Source organism: Stenotrophomonas sp. GL_101 (genome assembly GCF_057835675.1).
This window is the reverse complement of the sequence record NZ_CM174432.1, coordinates 2,805,143-2,823,205: the sequence shown is the minus strand read 5'-3', so window position 1 is coordinate 2,823,205 and position 18,063 is coordinate 2,805,143. Positions and strand designations below refer to the sequence as shown.

General features: G+C 58.0%; 17 protein-coding genes. 9 read left to right on the top strand and 8 right to left on the bottom strand.

The features are described 5' to 3' along the window. The first annotated feature begins 168 nt into the window (after positions 1-168). The 3 genes from AC3IR9_RS12380 to AC3IR9_RS12370 all read left to right on the top strand — a co-directional run bounded on the left by AC3IR9_RS12380 (position 169) and on the right by AC3IR9_RS12370 (position 3,386). On the top strand, positions 169-546 hold the full coding sequence (locus AC3IR9_RS12380) for a hypothetical protein (protein WP_489291032.1): 378 nt from the start codon (positions 169-171) through the stop codon (positions 544-546). A 30-nt stretch (positions 547-576) separates the two neighbouring features. Continuing rightward, positions 577-1,811, top strand: a protein-coding gene (locus AC3IR9_RS12375) for an IS3 family transposase (protein ID WP_489291031.1) whose coding sequence is annotated in 2 segments (ribosomal slippage) — positions 577-928 and positions 928-1,811 — 1,236 coding nt in all. Because the reading frame shifts where the segments join, the coding sequence is not laid out codon by codon here. Positions 1,812-2,312: 501 nt separating this feature from the next. Then, on the top strand, positions 2,313-3,386 hold the full coding sequence (locus AC3IR9_RS12370) for a Shedu anti-phage system protein SduA domain-containing protein (RefSeq protein WP_152151140.1): 1,074 nt from the start codon (positions 2,313-2,315) through the stop codon (positions 3,384-3,386). A gap of 153 nt (positions 3,387-3,539) precedes the next feature. On the opposite strand, the gene AC3IR9_RS12365 is transcribed toward AC3IR9_RS12370, so the two are convergent. Further along, positions 3,540-4,022, bottom strand: coding sequence for a hypothetical protein (locus AC3IR9_RS12365; RefSeq protein ID WP_152151142.1), 483 nt, complete (start codon positions 4,020-4,022; stop codon positions 3,540-3,542). A gap of 449 nt (positions 4,023-4,471) precedes the next feature. Between AC3IR9_RS12365 and AC3IR9_RS12360 the strand changes: the two genes are divergently transcribed. Both AC3IR9_RS12360 and AC3IR9_RS12355 read left to right on the top strand, forming a co-directional pair. Next, positions 4,472-7,138, top strand: a complete 2,667-nt coding sequence (locus tag AC3IR9_RS12360; RefSeq protein WP_152151144.1) for a UvrD-helicase domain-containing protein — start codon at positions 4,472-4,474, stop codon at positions 7,136-7,138. A 187-nt stretch (positions 7,139-7,325) separates the two neighbouring features. After that, positions 7,326-8,123, top strand: coding sequence for a lysozyme inhibitor LprI family protein (locus tag AC3IR9_RS12355; RefSeq protein WP_423715296.1), 798 nt, complete (start codon positions 7,326-7,328; stop codon positions 8,121-8,123). Between the two features lie 91 nt (positions 8,124-8,214). Here the strand turns inward: AC3IR9_RS12355 and AC3IR9_RS12350 are convergent, their stop codons facing one another. The 5 genes from AC3IR9_RS12350 to AC3IR9_RS12330 are packed head-to-tail and all read right to left on the bottom strand — an operon-like array spanning position 8,215 to position 12,254. Continuing rightward, a complete protein-coding gene (locus AC3IR9_RS12350) occupies positions 8,215-8,760 on the bottom strand; it encodes a 3'-5' exonuclease (RefSeq protein WP_489291030.1) in 546 nt (181 codons plus the stop codon). Beyond that, the gene (locus AC3IR9_RS12345) at positions 8,757-9,920 is read right to left on the bottom strand and encodes a hypothetical protein (RefSeq protein WP_152151150.1); all 1,164 of its coding nucleotides are present in this window, start codon (positions 9,918-9,920) and stop codon (positions 8,757-8,759) included. Before AC3IR9_RS12345 ends, AC3IR9_RS12350 begins: the two co-directional genes overlap by 4 nt. After that, complete coding sequence (locus AC3IR9_RS12340) at positions 9,920-10,816, bottom strand: AAA family ATPase (RefSeq protein ID WP_152151152.1); 897 nt, start codon at positions 10,814-10,816, stop codon at positions 9,920-9,922. Before AC3IR9_RS12340 ends, AC3IR9_RS12345 begins: the two co-directional genes overlap by 1 nt. Next, positions 10,813-11,307 carry an HORMA-1 domain-containing protein gene (locus AC3IR9_RS12335; RefSeq protein ID WP_152151154.1) on the bottom strand — a complete coding sequence of 165 codons (495 nt, stop codon included), beginning with the start codon at positions 11,305-11,307 and terminating at the stop codon, positions 10,813-10,815. Before AC3IR9_RS12335 ends, AC3IR9_RS12340 begins: the two co-directional genes overlap by 4 nt. Next, a complete protein-coding gene (locus AC3IR9_RS12330; RefSeq protein WP_152151155.1) occupies positions 11,304-12,254 on the bottom strand; it encodes a CBASS oligonucleotide cyclase in 951 nt (316 codons plus the stop codon). The genes AC3IR9_RS12335 and AC3IR9_RS12330 overlap by 4 nt, the downstream gene beginning before the upstream one ends. Before the next feature lie 308 nt (positions 12,255-12,562). Between AC3IR9_RS12330 and AC3IR9_RS12325 the strand changes: the two genes are divergently transcribed. The 3 genes from AC3IR9_RS12325 to AC3IR9_RS12315 all read left to right on the top strand — a co-directional run bounded on the left by AC3IR9_RS12325 (position 12,563) and on the right by AC3IR9_RS12315 (position 14,925). Beyond that, complete coding sequence (locus tag AC3IR9_RS12325; protein WP_489291029.1) at positions 12,563-13,393, top strand: BrxR family transcriptional regulator; 831 nt, start codon at positions 12,563-12,565, stop codon at positions 13,391-13,393. A gap of 161 nt (positions 13,394-13,554) precedes the next feature. Beyond that, on the top strand, positions 13,555-14,163 hold the full coding sequence (locus AC3IR9_RS12320) for a hypothetical protein (RefSeq protein ID WP_152151159.1): 609 nt from the start codon (positions 13,555-13,557) through the stop codon (positions 14,161-14,163). A gap of 66 nt (positions 14,164-14,229) precedes the next feature. Then, positions 14,230-14,925 carry a hypothetical protein gene (locus AC3IR9_RS12315; protein WP_489291028.1) on the top strand — a complete coding sequence of 232 codons (696 nt, stop codon included), beginning with the start codon at positions 14,230-14,232 and terminating at the stop codon, positions 14,923-14,925. 133 nt (positions 14,926-15,058) lie between these two features. Here AC3IR9_RS12315 and AC3IR9_RS12310 read toward each other — a convergent pair whose 3' ends face one another. Together AC3IR9_RS12310 and AC3IR9_RS12305 are read right to left on the bottom strand one after the other, a co-directional pair. After that, positions 15,059-15,955, bottom strand: coding sequence for a hypothetical protein (locus AC3IR9_RS12310; protein ID WP_152151164.1), 897 nt, complete (start codon positions 15,953-15,955; stop codon positions 15,059-15,061). Positions 15,956-16,036: 81 nt separating this feature from the next. Beyond that, positions 16,037-16,516: a hypothetical protein gene (locus AC3IR9_RS12305; RefSeq protein WP_152151166.1), complete on the bottom strand. Its 480-nt coding sequence runs from the start codon at positions 16,514-16,516 to the stop codon at positions 16,037-16,039. A 315-nt stretch (positions 16,517-16,831) separates the two neighbouring features. Here AC3IR9_RS12305 and AC3IR9_RS12300 point away from each other — a divergent pair, with 315 nt between their 5' ends. Then, the gene (locus AC3IR9_RS12300) at positions 16,832-17,710 is read left to right on the top strand and encodes a hypothetical protein (protein ID WP_489291027.1); all 879 of its coding nucleotides are present in this window, start codon (positions 16,832-16,834) and stop codon (positions 17,708-17,710) included. Positions 17,711-18,063 lie beyond the last annotated feature (353 nt).

Below are 18,063 nucleotides of genomic sequence, written 5' to 3'. Positions count from 1 at the left end.
GCCAATGGGATATAGTTCCTCCAGCCTCAAGGAGCCGCAGGGAAAGTTATGGCATGGAAGGAACCGGACACCCAATCAAGCAGTGCTGAGGGCGTGGGAAATGCGGGGACTAGAGGATGGCGTGAGTGCGTTTATGACAGCCTCCCCTATGTGTATCTTGCGCTTTTCATGCTTTTGATCGCCCTGACATTTTGGCCGCCAACAAATGGGCTGCTGGTCAGGCTCGGGAATCTATGCGTTATCGGCGGAACAGCCTGTATTGCATCCGGCGTGATATTGCCTAGCCAGCTGATCTCGCATGCAAGAAGGGTTATTTCAGATGAGAGTCAAAGCCCGACGCGTTATACAACGAGATCAGAGGTAGTGGACATTATCGTAGAAGTTATCTCGGAGCTTGAGGTGAAGAGGAGCTTGAGCCAAGCGAAGGATGAAATCGAGCGGCGCTGGAGCACTTCCGAGGTTGAAGACGCTGGCCGAGCGATGATCAGTTCGAAGAATATTGCTCAGGCTTTTTTGAGATCTTTGACCCGTCCTGAATTGAGTTGACACCTTTTCCCACAGGAAGAGGAATGTTCAATGAATTCAACAATCAGGCGCAGCCAGCGGGATTACTCGCTGGCCTTCAAGTTGTCGGTGGTGGACCAGGTCGAGCGTGGGGAGCTGACCTACAAGCAGGCCCAGGAGCGCTACGGAATCCAAGGACGGAGCACCGTGCTGTCGTGGCTTCGGCGACATGGTCGGCAAGACTGGTCAGGTGGGGCATCATCTGCCCCCATGACCACAGCTCCCAAGTCCGGAACGGCCAAGCCGCTGACACCGGAACAACAGATCAAAGTCCTGCAGGTTCAGCTGCGGGAGGCGACCGAGAAGGCGCAGCTTTTCGAGGCCATCGTGGATGTGCTCAAGGAAGACTACGGGGTGCGCATCGTAAAAAAGCCTTCCGGCAAGTCCTCACGCAAAGGCGCCTCCAAGGCGTAAGCGTGGCAAGGGCTTGCCGGCATTTTGGTATCAGTCGCCAAGCGTACTATCAGGCAGGCCATCGTCAGCAGCGGCAATTGGCCGACGGTGCTCGGGCGCTCGCGCTGGTAGGTGGCTATCGAGCGCGCCAGCCGCGCATCGGCACGCGCAAGCTGCATCATCTGATTGGACCGACGCTTCAAGCATCGGGAGTGGCAATGGGGCGCGACCGTCTGTTTGGCGTCCTTCGTGATGCCCGGCTGCTGGTCCCCATGCGGCGGGCGTACCACAAGACGACCGACAGCCATCACCGCTTCCGGCGGCACCCCAATCTTCTCAAGCCCGGCGAAGGGCGCGTGGTACCGACCGGCAGTGAGCAGGTCTGGGTAGCCGACATTACCTACCTGCCCACGCAGGGGAAATTTGTATACCTGAGCCTGATTACCGATGTGTGGTCGCGCAGGATCGTGGGCTGGAGCGTGCACGACACCCTGCAGACCGAACAGGTCGCCCAAGCACTGCAGATGGCGCTGAAGGAACGAAAAACGCGGCAGCAGCTGATCCATCACTCCGACCGGGGTATCCAGTACTGCTCGGACTACTACCAGAAGATCCACGCCAGGCATGGGGTGACCTGCTCGATGACCGATGGCTACGACTGCTACCAGAATGCGCTGGCCGAACGGGTCAATGGAATTTTGAAGGGCGAGTTCCTGCTGCACCGGCCTCGGGACCTGCTGCAGGCACGCCAGATGGTCGCCGAGTCGGTGGGGATCTATAACGCCGAGCGGCCGCACCTGTCGCTTAAAATGCAAACGCCCGATGCGGTGCATCGGGCGTCTCTGGCCGCCTGACGGCGGCCAGATCATCCGCCACAGGTGTCAACCTATGGCAGGACGGGTCACTTCTAAGCGCACCTACATTGGCTCTGCCGGCATCATCGTCGGAACGCTACTCCTTTGCGCTGAGCAGTTTGTTAGAATTTCCTAGCTTCGTCAGCTTATCCACCCGGCGAAGCGTGCATAAATCGCTGCTATGCCAACCACGAAAATCCCAATGACGATTCGAGTTTCTGTCTTTAGCTCGTCAGCGTTTGGTCTCTCTGGTTTTTTGGGTCGCTTCTCATTGCTGTTCATGATGCCCTCCTGGGATTAGTCAAGTTAGCGCAGGCTGCTGCTTCGTCAAGGTGGGGCCACATCTGCGGTCCGCACGCCCATGCCTTATCCGTCTGGGCCGGAGTGTCTATCTAGGCTTGAGTTCTTCTTTGGTAGGGGTGATACCCTCGACTTCAAGCTGGCCGCTTCAGTTGCGGCTTCTTTCAACACGCCATTCTGTCACTGGAAAAAGCTGGCGAGATGAGCAAATCGTCCTCGATATCAAAAGTGGTCAGGAAGCAGGCCAGTAGCGGTAAGGTCGACTTCGTCCCGCCTGTTGTGTTGAACGAGACCAGTCAAAGCCTCCTTCAAGCAATCGGATGGTTCATCCCGCACAGTGATCGCACTGGGTTCTCGGTGAAGTTGGAGGGCTTCAAGGGCGGGAAAGGACGCCCCTTGGTTGAGGACAAGCTGAAATCGCTTACTCTCACCGAAGAAGCCACTCTCCAGCTTTTTAAGTACCTTCAGACCCATCTGCCTTTGGCCCAGCAGTCTGAGGCTGGGGAGTTCATTCTTATCAAGGTGGCGAACGGGGCAGTCGACCTTACCGGTCATGATCCGCAGTCACTGGTTGGTGCGCTGACCAAAGTCCTATCGCACTCTGAGCTGGTCGAGCACCTCGCCAGCACGGAGCTGACCCAAGAGCTGACAGTGGCGCTGCGAGGGTCCATTCGCCTCAATGAAATGCGATCCGCGGTCGCTGAACTGCGCTCCAGCCTGGGACGTAGAGAATCAGCTGAGCAGGTCTACCAGGCGTGGTGTGAGAAGCATTGTTGGGCTTTCGGGAACGCTTACGTCGTCCGGGATGAGGTGCGGTCGATTACGACGGGCGACAACATCGACCTAATGTTGCCTAACGTCATCGCAGGCTACAGGGACATCGTAGAACTGAAGCGGCCGGACATGGACGTGCTGCTTTACGACAAAGCGCACAAGAACTTCTATTTCTCCGCCGATGTGTCCAAGGCATTGGGGCAATGCCACCGATACTTAGACATGCTTCACGAGTTCGCTGCTAGAGGGCTTCTCGACCACAAGGAAGTAGTGGCCTATCACCCGCGGGCGACGATCGTCATTGGGCGCTCTCATGATTGGAGCGATGAACAGCAACGAGCGCTCCATGGGCTCAACCGGCGTATGCATGGGATCACCGTTATGACTTACGACCACCTCCTGGCACAAGGTGAGCGGTTGTTGGAAGTTATGTCCCCCGCGGCGGGCCAAGAGACTGGAGCGGTAGCTGCCACCGAACTCGACGACGACATTCCTTGGTAGGCCCCGACAGGGTGTGGTAAGCCTACTAATGTCGGCTCAGCCGGTTGCGCCGACCTTTGAAAGGGGGCATATGCCGCTCAAGACCGCATTGAGTCGCGCGACGCAACGGAAGATCGGTGAGAATGCTCGTCCAAGAGGGAGCGATACACAGGTCTACTTGGAGCTCTCGGTGGCATCGGTGAGCCTTGCTTTCGCCGTCCGATAAGCCTCATTGCTGGCGATCAACGCCGCGCATGCGTTCTGCCGATCTTCGCGTCGGCGAGGCTGGTCCTCTTTATATAGGGCTATCTCTCGATCGAGGTCTGCCAACTCTCGATCACGCTTGGCTTGGTAATCAGGGTCCGACATCCGCCTCTTTGCCTGGATGAGCAGCTCAGTAGTGCCGGCTTCTCCTGTGTTGACCAACTTGTCCCACTCCTCGTCGGCCTTCAGCTCGCCAATGCGTATCAGACGCTGTCGAACCTCGTTGGAGTCTCGGGTTTCCAGCTCGCGGGCTTGGTCGCATTGCTCGCGACTCCGGGTAACTTGTTCGCCAAGCCTTTCCACTTCTGTGCGAAGGCCGCGGCTGCTGTCGCAAGCCGTCAAGACCAACGCCATGAGTAGTGCAAGGATGGTGGGTGCGGTTGGGGTGCGCATGTTCTTCCTTGCGTTGGTCGCGTCTTCCGATGGAATGTGTGGTCGTGGCCTTGGAAGGCTGAGCCCAGCAAAGCTAAGGGCGGCTCCTACAGGCTCTGGGCCTATTCTAGGGGTCTGGTTGGCTGGACTCCAAGCCTGTCGTTGGAGCCGATTCCGTGGTCAACTGGGGCATTGGCCTCGGATTACGCTGCCTCTCAGCCAATCATGACCTGCTGCTTCGCCAGACGAACGCGGCCTCCCGAGCCTCCTCGGTCGGCGCACAGTTGGCCGGATTTCGTTCAACAACAGCACACCCTCAATAATCTTGTGGACGGGTGGGCCTCGATACATAACTGGTCAGATTGCGCGATATTCGCCGTGGATTGGCGTCCTCATGGCATCATTGGTCCCCCAGGGCGCGGGGCAGAAAGACCGAGGGTGGGGCAGTGGAGTTTCTAATATTCATTGGGGTGCTGTGGCTTCTGGGCGCGATCTTCGGCAAGAAGCCGCCTAAGCCTCGCCCGGTCGATCCAAAGGTGGCGGAGGAAGCTCGTGTCAACGCAGCCCAATCGCAGGCCGCCTTCGATGAGAAGTTCAAGCGATGGATCGAAGAAGCTCTGGCCTTTGCCGGTCAAGGGCGCTGGATCCCGAAGGGGACGGCGAGTCGGTTTCTGGCATCCCACCCAGCCCCCAAGCATCAAACCAAGACTTGGAAGCAGGCTGTTGGGGAGTCATCGCCGGAGGAAACCCTGCGGCTGCGCTATGGGAATTCGAATAGCGAACACATGGAGATCCAGAGGGTCGCGTGCGATAGCTTCTTCAAGACGGTGGAAAAGAACCCCCTCACCGAAGAACAGATCTTTGCTTGCATCTGCATGGACGATGCGGTGATGGTCGTCGCCGCGGCTGGGTCGGGCAAGACCTCCACGATGGTGGCCAAGACTGGCTATGCCTTGCACCAAGGTTTGGCCAAGCCCGAGCAGATATTGCTGCTGGCTTTTAATAAGGCTACCGCCGAGGAAGTGGGCGTTCGCATTGCAGAGCAGTTGAGGGGGGTGCCTCAGGTGGAGAGTGTCCGGTCCAGCACCTTCCACGCTTTTGGCATTGACGTTATCGCGAAGGCCACGGGCAAGAAGCCGTCCCTTGCCCCTTGGGTCGATCCCGGTAACCCCGGCGCTGATGTAAGGGAGGTGGGCGACATCATTCAAGTGCTGTGCGAACAGGACAAGGCATTCAAACGTGACTGGGACATGTTCCGGACCGTATACGCGCGGGATGTTGGCAAATGGGGCCAACCGGACGAGCCCGAGGCCTACGGCAACGGCGTGCGTGGCTTCCGTACGGCCCGTGGTGAGGTGGTCAAAAGCAAAGAGGAGCGTACGATCGCCGACTGGTTGTTCTACAACGGCGTGACCTACGAGTATGAGCGTGCTTACGAGCACGACACGGCCGATCACCAGTTCCGGCAGTATTTTCCAGACTTCTACTACCCAGAAATTCAGCTGTACCACGAGCATTTCGCCCTTAACGGGAAAGGGCATGCGCCCAAGCATTTCAAGGACTATCTGGCGGGGGTCGAGTGGAAACGGGAGCTCCACGCCAAGTTCGGGACGGCCCTGTTTGAGACCACATCGCATGGCCTGCTGATCGGCGAGGCCATCCCTACCTTGGCAAAGGCACTGCTGGCGCGCGGTGTGCGCCTGGTATTTGAGCCTGACAGGGAGGGGGGAGGACTGTCGCCTGTGCAGGCGCAGGACTTGGCCCGCTCGTTCCGGGTGTTCCAGCAGCACGTCAAGAACAACGGTCTTACCCGGCAAGATCTGCAAGCCGCACTGATAGCCCAGTCTCAGGACGGGTTTGGTGCACGCTTACGCATGTATTTGGCGCTCTACGAGCGGATCGCCGAGGAATGGGAGCGGCGCCTCCAGCGCGGCAACTTCATTGACTTCGAGGACATGCTGATCTTGGCCGCGGGGCACGTGGAGTCTGGTGCCTACAAGAGCCCGTTCGTTCTTATTCTGGCCGATGAGTTCCAAGACAGTTCACGGGCCCGCATTCGGCTGTTGAAGGCGTTGTCGAACCAATCTGATCCGCCAGCGCACCTCTGCGTGGTGGGCGACGACTGGCAGGGCATCAATCGCTTCGCTGGATCGGACATTACCGTGATGACCGAATTTGAGAAGACTTTCGCCCACGCCACGCGCTTGTCCCTGGGCACCACGTTCCGGTGCCCCCCGGAACTTTGCGATATCTCCAGCCGGTTCATCCAGGCCAATCCCGCGCAGATCAAGAAAAATGTCAAGACCACCAATCCGTTGACCAAGACCCCACTCCTTGCCTACGGGTTCGCGGAGCAGGCGAGCATCGTGGGTCATGTGGAGAAGCAATTGGCCCATATGCACCACCTGGCTGTAAGCGGGAAGCTGACGCCGCTCAAGGGGCGTCACATCACCGTCATGCTTCTGGGGCGCTACCGGGATGACAGGCCGGGTGCGTTGGACGTGTGGCAACGCCGCTTCGGCGACAAGCTGAGCATCGAGTATCGAACTGCCCACGGTTCCAAGGGATTGGAGTCAGAGTACGTCTTCATCCTGAACGTGGTGGAGGGCAACCGAGGGTTTCCGAGCCAGATCCAAGACGACCCTGCGCTGCAGTTAGCCATGCCGGCACCCGACCCCTTCCCTGTAGCGGAGGAGCGGCGCTTGTTCTATGTGGCCATGACCCGTGCCCGTAAGCAGGTTAGGCTGTATACGACCCTCAGCCAGCCTTCGCGCTTTCTGGTGGAGTTGGTGAAGCAAGGGCACCTCAAGATCGAACCCATCGATGGTGAGGCCTTGGAGCCGTGCCCACAGTGTGGGCGTGGGATCCTGCAGCTGCGGTCGGGACCTTACGGCGACTTTCACGGATGCAGTCGCTTCCCTGCTTGCACCTTCAAGCTCAAGGCGGACCAAGACGCGCCTTTGAAATTCCAGGTCAAACCTCGAACCCAGCGACTGCCGGCGAGCACACGGGCAGGTGCCCAATGCCCCGTATGCAAGCAAGGGGTGCTTCAGTCGCGGAACGGTCGCAACGGCTCCTTCTTGGGTTGCTCCCGGTTCCAAAGCGGTTGTAAGGCGACTCGGAGCCTATCGGACTGATGGGCTTGTGTAGCTTTAGACGACGAGCGCGCTGCCCTGTATTTGTGGCCCAGCTCCTAAGGCTTAACTGGCGGCGCATAGTGCCCGGATGGGTCCCCTGGGGGCTTGTAGGCTCTGAAAGCTAAAGAAACGACGCATTTAGCCGATAGAGCATCAAGTTATTCCAGCCAGAATGCGCGAGGACAGGATGTCGAGAAAGATCGTTGGTTTTAGTGTGGCGTTGATACCACTGTTGCTGGCCGGTTGCGGCGCGAGCAAGCCTCCGGCTTGCGGTGATGAAAGCACGCTGGATTTGATCAGAAGCATCATCCAGCGGGAGCTGGGCGCGGGCAGTTCCGCAGCCTCCCTGGACGCAAAGGCGCTGCGAGAGGTTCTGGCCATTTCCTTGGCGCACCCCACCAGCTTTGACGAGGCAATCAGCCGCTACAGCTGCGAGGCGGACCTCACCGCTCCGTTCAACAACCCCGGCCAGGACGTCTACAAACTTCGGCTCGAGTACACCTCTCAAGTCGTCGACGGGGACCACTTGGCGGAGGTGCGCGTGCTTCCTGGTGATCTCATCGGCATCGGAGCTGCGATCCGCTCCAACCTTCAAAGCAAGCAGAAAGCGCCTGAGCCCGCCGCGGCTCCGCTTGCAAGTGAGCCCGCACCCGCGGCGCAGGAGGACTTTGACGACCTGGCATCGGTAAAGTCAGATGATTACACGGACGTCGAGGAGGTCGAGCCGTCGTTGGGCGCCCCCAGCCCTAGCTTTGACTGCTCCAGGGCATCATCGTCAGTGGAGCAAATGATATGTGCCGATGGTGAGCTGGCCCGGCTAGATAGCGAAACGGCCGAGGCCTTCAAGGTGGCACGTTCCCATTCCGCCGATCCTAGCTCTATAAGCACGGACCAAGGACGCTGGAGAAGGGAGGTGCGCGACGCGTGCGGGGACAGTTCGTGCGTTAGTGACGCCTACCGTGCTCGCCTAGCTGAGCTCAACTGAATCTCTTCATTAGACTTGGGGAGGTCTAGGAGAGGCGGAGCCGATGATTGCTCAAGCGGGGCGGAGGGCCCCTCCGCCTCGTGGCTTGTCGCTACCGTTCTACAGATCGGATTCGACGGAAGAGTTCGGCCTGGTAAAGCGCATCTTCAAGGGCATCGTGTGTCCCTTCGAGCTTAGGGTGAAGCGCCTTGGCTATGTGGCTGGACTTGGTACCTGCCCACGTGCAATTCGTTGCCCCCATGTAGAGCGATTTAATGTCCAGCGCGGCAAATCCGAACGGGTTAGTGGACAGGTATCGGTGGAAATAGTAGTTGACAAAGGACCAGTCAAACGCGGCATTGAAGCCTACAAAGACTGGATCGGCTTCCGCGCCAGCCACTTCCAGTACCCAGTCACGGAACTTCCCCATTGCAGCTTCAGGCTCAAGGCCTGTCCGATCCAGCTCATCCAATGAAAGCCCGGCCACTTCCAACGCCTTAGGATCAGCCTTGCGAGTAGTGGGCTTGAGTTGGCACGAAAAGGTGCGTCCTGGCTGATATGCATCGCAAGCGCCAATGGAGAGCAGTGCATATTCTCCCGGAATGGGGCCGGCCGTTTCGACGTCAACGGAAATGAAAACTTCCAGGTTCTTTGTCATGGAATCAGCGGCTCGGTAGGGACAAGGGAGGGGCGATTCCTGATGGCGTTCCAGTGTTCAAGAAATGCCTTCCGACGTTCTACCGTGCTTCCCGTGGGCTTCCAGTGATGGCCGGACAGGGTGGTGATATCAAAGGGATGATCCGACCCCTCTTTTGCCATCAACATCGTGGGCAGCCCTCGGCCGAGCGCATAGCCGAGTTCGATAAAGCAGTTGGGACGTCCACCTGTGATGTCGGCCAGAACGACCCTACTGCGATGCAGTTTTGCAAAAATCTCCTCGTCGATGCGGGCGTGGTCGTATGACTGGCGGCCATCGACCACCGTCAGTCTGTAGCCCAGCTCGTTCTCCATCACAGGCTGGACGACGTTGTCGAAGAAGCTCTCGACGCTCTCGAAGTCCGGGTGACTCGGGTTAAGGAGCCGCACGACAAAAGCCCGTGGAGGTACCAGCGACTCGACCAGTCCGATCACATCCTTGACGCAATCGGCGACTGCCTTGCGCGACGTGACCTCGATTCGGTTCAGCCAGCCGTGCTCATTGGGGGCTCCCTCGACTAGGAAAAGGCGCTTGGCGTTATTGCTGGTGGACGCAAAATCGAAGATCTTCTGCGAGCCCGTTGTTGCAGATTCCAGCTTGAACGTCAGGGGAACAACTGGCTTTCCTGCGTCATGGTAAAGATTGGCCAAGAAGAGAACGCCTTCACCGCCACCCAACGTAATCAGGATGTCGCCATGGCGAGCCTGCGCCTCCATTCGCTTGGCATTCATGTTCCAATGCGCAGCAGACTCAATCTGCACCAAGTCCGACGAGCGCATCGTAGCCCATAGATCTTCGTACTGTTCCGGGATTTGATCCTCGTTCTTATGGTGCTTTACGGCAAAGACGAGAGGGCCGGTGGCACTCGCAGGCCGCGACGCCAAGTTGTTAAAGATCGTCTTTAGGACTAGCCAGTCAAAGCAAATGGGCAACCCATCTTCACGGGGCTTCTCGGCGTCGATCGGCACCACGAATGCTGCACCGCGGGCCACCAGCTCCTTGACCAAGAGCTCGACGCTCTGTCTCGCGCGCTCCACTTCCTGGGGGGCGGCCGTGCAGGAATCTTTGGAGATGCTCCCGGCAATGTGGATTCGCCGGCCAAGCAGGGAGGGGGGCGCCATTACCGGTCCTCCATGACTGGAGACGGCCGAAGTGATGTTGCGGCGCTATGGATGTCTTCGAAGGACAGTGGGCGATCAGGAAAGGCGCGAGCCATGGCCGTCGGGTAAAGGCGCGTTCGGATATCCGAGTACGTCCAGCCAGGCTGTTCACCTTGCGCCCCAGTGGCGGCTACAAGCTGCTCGATGTGCTTCGTCGTGAGTGAGAGCCCTTCCAGATCCATCGTCAAAAGTTGGCGGCGCTCGCTGTCGGTGGGACGGGAAAACTCTTCAACCACTGCGGCCCGACGGCGCAGGGCCGCATCGAGTACAGAGAGTCGGTTCGTGCAAAGAATCACAACGACCCGTCCGCCGTAACGACGGAGATCATCGACGCCCTGAATCAGAGTGTTGACTGCCACCTTGTCTTCATGGTGGCTGTTCTCTTGGGAGCGCGATGCTGCGATTGAGTCACCTTCGTCAATGATCAGGAAGGCTCGGCGCGCCTTGCCCGCCGACTGACATACCTCTTGAAACGCTTGATTGAGGAGAGTGCCCATTTCACCGACCTTGCCGCCGCCGCGAACTCGATTACTGAGTCTGAAGAGAAGCGAGTCCTCGGTCCGCGATTCTTTCGCCAAGCGATTAACGACACACTCGGCGGTCGCCGTTTTGCCAGTCCCTACGTCACCATGGAAGATGACCAGGGGGTACTGCTCGGATACGAGGCCGCACAGGGCAATCTTGCTCTTGTGGTGCTTCTTGCTCCACGCATCGAGCTCGCTCAGGCTGAGAAGCAGCCGAAGCTGATCATGGATCCTGTCGTATCGATCATTGAATCCCAGCAGCGTCTTCTCGCGCAGGGCGAGCTTCGGGTCCGGGAGGACGATCTTTGCATCGAATACACTTTCCTGGCTCATCGGCTATAGTCCTCGCGCTGCATTCCATATGAGTTGCTTGAGTAGCTGCGATTCGAACTCAAGCTGAGGGACGAATGGCTGGTGTCTGCGGTTGAGGTAACCCAACCGACCTTCAGCTTGTCTCGCATCTTCTCTCTGGCCGCCTGGTCATAAGAGTCATTGTAGAAAAGCACGATACGCAGGTCGGGGTTGGCCACCTTCGGCCACATGAGCCCACCGGGGCGATTCATTTTGAGGCTTCCAGACTCTGCTTCGACAGTGAAGCGAGTCGCCATTTGCTCAATACCGCCGCTTAGCAGGGTCAGGTCAGCCATGCGCAAGTAGCCCTTGCTAGCCAAGAGCTCCATGTCGTGCGCCCAGTTGCGAGCCTTCGCTTCCGTAATGGCACCCGTGCTCGAGGCGATCATGACCAAGTCTGCTGTGACTCGACGCATCACTGCTTCGATGTCGGCGACAGAGTAGGTATTAGTAGAAGTGCTGGTCTGACTCACGCGTCGTCCTCCACCTTGAATCGAGGTCCAAAAATCTCCTTCCAAATCTCAGTGTCGTTCTCTGCGGAGGCGAAGTTTGCGGTTTCCCAGGCTTCGCTTGCCGCGTCGACAATTGCTTGGCGTTCGGCCTCGGAAATCCTGCTCGCGACGTTGTTGCTGCTGCACACCGGATCAAGGATGACTACGGGATGTTCGAAGGTGGGAACAACGGAGCCGTTCTCGGGAAAGGAGATCTTCTCCTTAAGCCCTGACTGTGCAATGTAGAGCAGGAAGTCCCTAAATCGCTTCTCAATCGTTCCATCCTTGCCATACTTCGCCAGGACGTGAGCCATGATCAGTTCGATGGCAAACGATTTGAGCGGTTTGATGTAAGCATGGTTGCGCCACTTCTTCGCCAGTCGCACCAAGGTTCGGAAGTCTTTGTCGACATCCTTCCGGTCCCTGACAAATTTTATTTGGCAGGGAGCGCAGGTTTGAATCTTTGTCCCGTCATGGATGTCGAACTGCCACCCAAAGCCGGGTTTCGACGAGTCCTCGATGACTGGAACAATGTCGACGCTCAGGCCCGAGCCAATGAACGTTACGGTGGCGGCCTTGCGCTGGATCTCAAAGTCTTCGACCGACTTGTTTGGATAGAGCTCTATAAGTGCTTTGTAGATCAGCTCGCTCAGGCTGCTCAGGGTTTCTTGGTCCACTGAACGGCCGGAGATGTAGAACACCACGTCTACGTCCACCGGATCTTCTGACGTCTTACGTAGGATGGTGTACTTGGCGAAGGAGCCAGCCTTCACGACTTTCGTGATCTTGATCTCCGTCTGGTCGTGCACCCGCTTGCTCAAGGCGCCGATCAGACGATCAACCTGCTGGTGGTACTCCGTGCGCTTGTCCGCGGGAAGGCGCAGCACGTTGCTGTCATAGTAGAGAAGCTGGGTGTTGGTAAGCGGCATGCGGCTACTACTCCATAGTTATATGAAGTCCGGCATCTCGGTCAGCGCAAAAAAGAGCGACTTCGTCCACCAGATCCATGGTTCACAAAGGTTTTTCTGTTGTTTGCATTTCGGGCACGGCGTAGACGAATCGGAGGCCGGATTGCACGTCACGGTCTCTTCACGTAGCATAACTATACGCATAGATACTATGCGCGTCTAGTATTTATCCGGTCCGGGTGATCCACATGAGCAACGTCCAAGAAACGCATCCTAAGCTTCCCGCGCTCGGCGCTAGGTCCGGGTCTCGCTGGGGCCAGGAGCGTCGGTTGGAGTTCATCGACTACAGACTTAGGTGGGGTGGGCAGCTGAATAGGAGCGACCTCACGGGGTTCTTCGGGATTTCTACGCCCCAAGCATCGCTCGACCTGGCCGAGTATCAGCGCCGTGCCCCAGGTAACCTAGAGTACGACTCCAGCGACAGGGTCTACCGGACGTCGGCGGCGTTTGACGCGGTTTTTCCTTCTAGCTCCCACGTCCGCTACCTCGAGGATCTGCTCAGGGTGGCTGTGAGCCCAGACCTTCCTTACGGCAGTTTTCTTGGTGGTCATCCGCCAGTCGCAGTCGTGCCGAGGCCTTGGCGGCGACTGGATGCGTCTGTTGTCATCTGTGTCGTTGAGGCAATTAGGCAGAATCGGGCGCTCAACGTGCGCTACCAGTCTCTTTCGAACCCTGTCCCATCCGAGCGTCTATTGACGCCTCACGCGCTCGCCAGTGATGGGTATCGGTGGCACATGCGGGCTTACTGCCACCAGAAAGGCGAGTTTCGGGACTTCTTGCTGTCTCGAATTCTAGAAGTATCGGGAAGAGAGGTAGATCGCAGCAGGGGAGGGGAGGACCTAGCGTGGTCGACCATGGTTCAGTTGGTTCTGGCCCCTCACCCTGGTCTGGAAGCGGCCCACCGCGCAGTGATCGAGCTCGACTATGGGATGACGGACGGAGAGTGCGTACTAACGTGTCGGCAATCGCTGCTCTTCTATGTTCTGCAGCAGTTGGGACTGGCAGAAGAGGAGTGTGCTCGTCCAGCGACCAGGCAGCAGATCGTTCTAAGGAATCGGGAGGAGGTCGAGCGGCTTCTGCCGCTGGGGGAGGTGAAGTGATGCGCGACGAGCTCGCGCAGTTGGGCTCTTAGTCTCTTTTTCTGCAAGGGTCTCGGGCAGTGGCCTCAGTACTCTTTGTCAAATGACAGATGGTTCTGGATAGTCAAGACTACGTTTTTGAGCTTTCTAAGCTCGGACTAATCACGTTTTAGGGGGATGGAATGAAGATCGGTCGTTGGCTCCTTTGTTTGGCAGTATTCGTTTGCATGGACGCTTGGGCGCAGGGGCCGACTGGCATCGGTTCGCTCCAATTAGGCTTGACGCCCGAGCAGGTCACGGCACTTCCTGAAAGTGGCGTTCATTTGGCCGCTCCTCTTGGGCCATACCAAAGCCCGGGTGGCAGGCCGGTGGAGTTGAAGCCCGGGGAAGAGCGGTTTGATACGAAGATTCAGACCCCTTGGAGCGACGGCCCTCTAAAAGCAACGTTGACGTTCAATGGCGGTACGCTGACTAGCATGTATGTAAACCTGGACGACAGCGAGGCGCTGGTCAAAACGGTGGCCGCACAAATTGAGGAAAAGTTTGGCGCGCCACAGGTCACAGACAGTCGGACCGTGGAGAGATGTCCCAGCTACGCCGGCGGAACGGAAGAAGTCCGGAGCGGCTCGCTCTACAACATCTGGAATCAGGACAAGGGCAATAAGGTGGTGCGCACGAACGTCGGCACTTATGTGCTGGACGGGTGTCTGGGGCGTCGATACAACGAACGCCGCAAGGTGCTGGCGAGCATCAGCGTCTTTACTGTGGAGGCCAGTAAGAACCCCTTCTGATTCGGCGACGATCGTGCGATCGAGCTACCGCCTCCATGAGTCATGGCCACTGCTGGGGATAGTTAAATGATCGATCCATTCGCGCTGCAAGAAGAGGCCTGGCCGGAGTCTGTCGCCTTTCTGCCGTACGTCGGAAAGCACTACATGGCTGGTCCTCGAGGACACCGTGTGCTTCTTTTGGGCGAGTCGCACTACCGCTGCGAAGGCTCGACTGATGACCCTGCGGTCACTCGTGGATTCACCCGCGGCACCTTTAATGACATGGCAACATGTCAGCGGAAAGGCGGCGGAAAGTTCTTCGATGAGTTGGATCGCATCGTCACTTGCCAGGAGTTGCCTCCTGTTGAGATAGCGGCTGATGCCTGGAGACACGTAAGCTTCTTAAATCTCTCGCAGGCCTTCGCCGGGTCTCACGCGGGTCACAGGCCTCGCAACGAGCAGTTGCGCCTAGGTGGGGACGTCTTGGTGAAGACGGTGCTTCCCGTCTTGCGTCCCACCGTCATTCTTGTGCTCGGTCGGACTGCATGGCGCCAGTTCCGCCATGGTGAGGTCGCACAGCGTATTCCTCTCTTTCGTGCCGCGCGTGTCAATCAAGACGCTCGCAAGCGCCGCTACGTGGAGGAACGCGAAGTATGGAGGTTGAAGTACGAAGGTGGGGCGGCGTGGATGACTTGGGTTTACCACCCGTCCTGGAACGTCGACCACTGGGAAGATCGAGCAGGCGCTTTGCGGCACTTGCTCGAATTATCTGTCCAGGCGTAGGAGGAGAGAGTCAGCAAGCGCTTTGCCCCGTTTGAGACTCGGGTCAGCGTTGCCAGCGCAGCAAATGGGCTCCAATGGTTGCGGACGGCATTCCGAGGCCCTTCGACTGCCGTGGTGGTGTCTGCTGGTCAGGTCAGCTTGGCGTTCGAGGTATCCACTCGGGTTCCCCTGGCGCAGCGTTCAGTGCCGCGATCAGCGCTTCCACTTCGCCGCCGCTGAGATCGAGGGAAAGCGGGGCTAGGCCAAGCGCCGCCTCTAGCATGGGACCATGCGAACCGGTCGAATCTCCTACCACCACAGGGACGAGTGGCAATAGGGCGGGCAGCGCCATGATTGCGGTCCCAGCATCCTTGAAATTCAACCAATGAGTTCCCTCGATCCCGCAACCATTACTAACAACCTTCACAAACGGAACGATTCGCCTATCTAAGTGCACGGTGGTTGGCGACCTCTGGCCTCCAACCTCCTTCAGGTAGGCTTCGCTGAGGTGACGCAACGCAATGGACTCGGTGCCGCCGGATGTGTAGATGAGGTAATGGATCCAGTCAAATTCGCTCAGATCTGTCTGAGCCAGTTCTTGCGGAGTAGGCTCACTCGGCGCCGTTGGCAAAAGCTGAGACGCCTCGTCTATTGTGAGTGGGGCTAGAGTCGCCAAACGCTTTGCTGTCTCAGTCAGAACGATCATCTGCGACCGGCGGTCCTTGGCGCCAGGCTTTTTTCGCTTCTGGGGTACTCGATTTGCGTCGAACACCCAGCCTCCATCTTTGAGTTCGCCACGCTTAGCCTGAAATATCGCGAGGCGCGCTCCGCCGCTTTCGAGCAGCGTCAGAAGTGCGAAATCGGCGCCACTGCCTGCTTCGGTTTCATCCTGCTCCTTTGATTGGTACTTGCTGTAAGAGCCCCACCAGCACTTCGTGGGCATGATGTCTAAATGAGCGGAGACAAGGCTGAGCAGGGTGTTGGAGCTCAGCAGGGATCCAAGCAGCGTGCCGGTGAGCGTTTCCTCATGCTCGCGCTGGGACTTGCTCATTGCCGAAATGAGCGCTGTGGCTAGCTCAAGTGAAGCATGGAGAATATTTGGCACAGCCGTCTCCCAGGAAGAGTGGCGCCATTATCCGTCCGATAAACTGCTGCCGACAACTTGTCCGTCTAGCTCCCAAAGCACGAGCCAGAGGGGTCGATAGGTTTGGTCGCTGCCAAGCAGTTTTCTAATCCGTTTCTTCCAGTCGGGAGGCAGCTTGTCGGTGTTCCACCCTGGTGCGCTACTGACAATTTGCTCCAATCTGGGTGAAAGTACCCCACGGCCCCATTCTCTGAGTTCTGCGGAAAACGCCACCCTGTCTGCGTGATTGGCATTGATCCAATGGGTCTGAATCTCTTTGATTACGAAGTCTTCATAGATCCGTTCGGCGACGTAATCCATCCACTCAACCCAGAGCAAGACCCTAGTGCTGAAGGTGCGGCCATCTAGGGGCAATCCGGCGCCGCTGATCTTCCAATCCCCTAGGCCAAACTTGGGGTCTGTTTGCTCGATGGTGTAGCCCAAAGAGGTGAAATAGCGGACGGTGTATCGAATCGATGGGGCGCGCATAGTGGTCTCCGGCCGGCAGACCATATGGCGATATCAAAGGATGTCAAGCCGTTTGCCGGCGTCCTTTTGGTGGCTAGGGAGTCTGATCCTCGGTGGACCGTGTGCTGGGCAGAAGTTGGTCACTTTAAGCCAATTGATTTCCCGAGCCAGGTTCTATCGTAATGACGATAGAAGCTGAATGCGCCTGCCTAACCAAGCGACGGGCGCCTGGCCGAGTGGCTTTGGGCCAGTATCTCCTTTCGAGTTGGCATGACGCCGGGTTGCGCCTGAGGCGGCATCTGCCCCTACAATGCGCTGACGACGGGGGGGCTATCTATGGATGAGCAGGTCGAAGCGGCGTGCAGTGCGTTGGATGATTTTGCATCCGCGGTGGAGCGGACGTTTAGTGGGGTGACCAACCCCCTTCAACAGCAGATTGGTTGGATGGCGCCTGCGCTGACGCCCCAAGAAGTTGCCGCTGTTCCGGCACGATTGGCCCAGCGGATTAGGGATGCCGATCTTAGCTTCGATTCCAGTGATGGTGACGAGCAAGATCAAGCGGTCTTGATCGCCAGCCTTCCGGCCCAGCTCAGCATGCTTACTGGGAATTTGGGCAATCTAACGAGCGGTAACATAGGTCAGGGAGGTTGGGCGTATTTTGAGACGTTCAATCAGTGGGAGCGCACTCTGTTCCCAAATGGGGCTTGGGCCGAGCCGGACCCAGAGACGCTGCCGGGTAGGTTGCGGCGTCAACTGAAGCTAACCAGGAAGGCATTGGATGCCATTGTTGTGGATCGAGAGGCCCTCGAAGCCCAGTTGGCCGAAATCAAGCAGGGCGCACAGCTGATCGGCGACCTTCCGGTCGATGCTGAAATGATTGCAAATGCACGCAAGGACGTTGCCGCAGCACATCAGTCTGCAGTTGAAGCTGCGTCGAAGTCTAAGGTTGCAGCAGATGATGCTGCGTCGTCGTTCACTCGGATGGAGGCATTGGAGGTCGAGGCCAAAAAGGTGCTGGACGGGATCGAGGCCGTGTATCGCGCCACGACCAGCCATGCGCTCGCTGAGGCTTTCAATAGTCGGGCAAACGCCCTCCGGGTATCGGTCAGATGGTGGGTTGGGCTTTTGATCGGCGCGCTCGGCGCCGGTGCCTATCTTGGCTACCTGAGAGTCCAAGCAATCTCCGAACTGACGAAGGACCCGACGGCCCAGTAGTTCATGTCATTGCTTTGGGTTCAAGTCGCCCTTGGGACGCTTTCCCTTGCTGCGCCGCTGTGGGTAGCGTGGCTGGCGACCCGTCAGATAGCTCAGCGATTCCGTCTAGCCGAGGACTATTCATTTAAAGCATCCTTGGCGACAGCCTACGAGGGCTATCGGCGCGAGGCTTCACGTATCGACCCGGACTTTGAAAAAGACCTATTTGGGTCTGCGCTTCGCCACCTTGATCAAGAGCCGTTGCGTTTCATGGCAGAGACTGACCACGGGAGCCCTTATGCCGAATTCTTTGCGTCGCCAATGTTTCGCGACGCCCTAAGGAAGGTTCCGAACCTGTCTGAAGACCTCAGGGA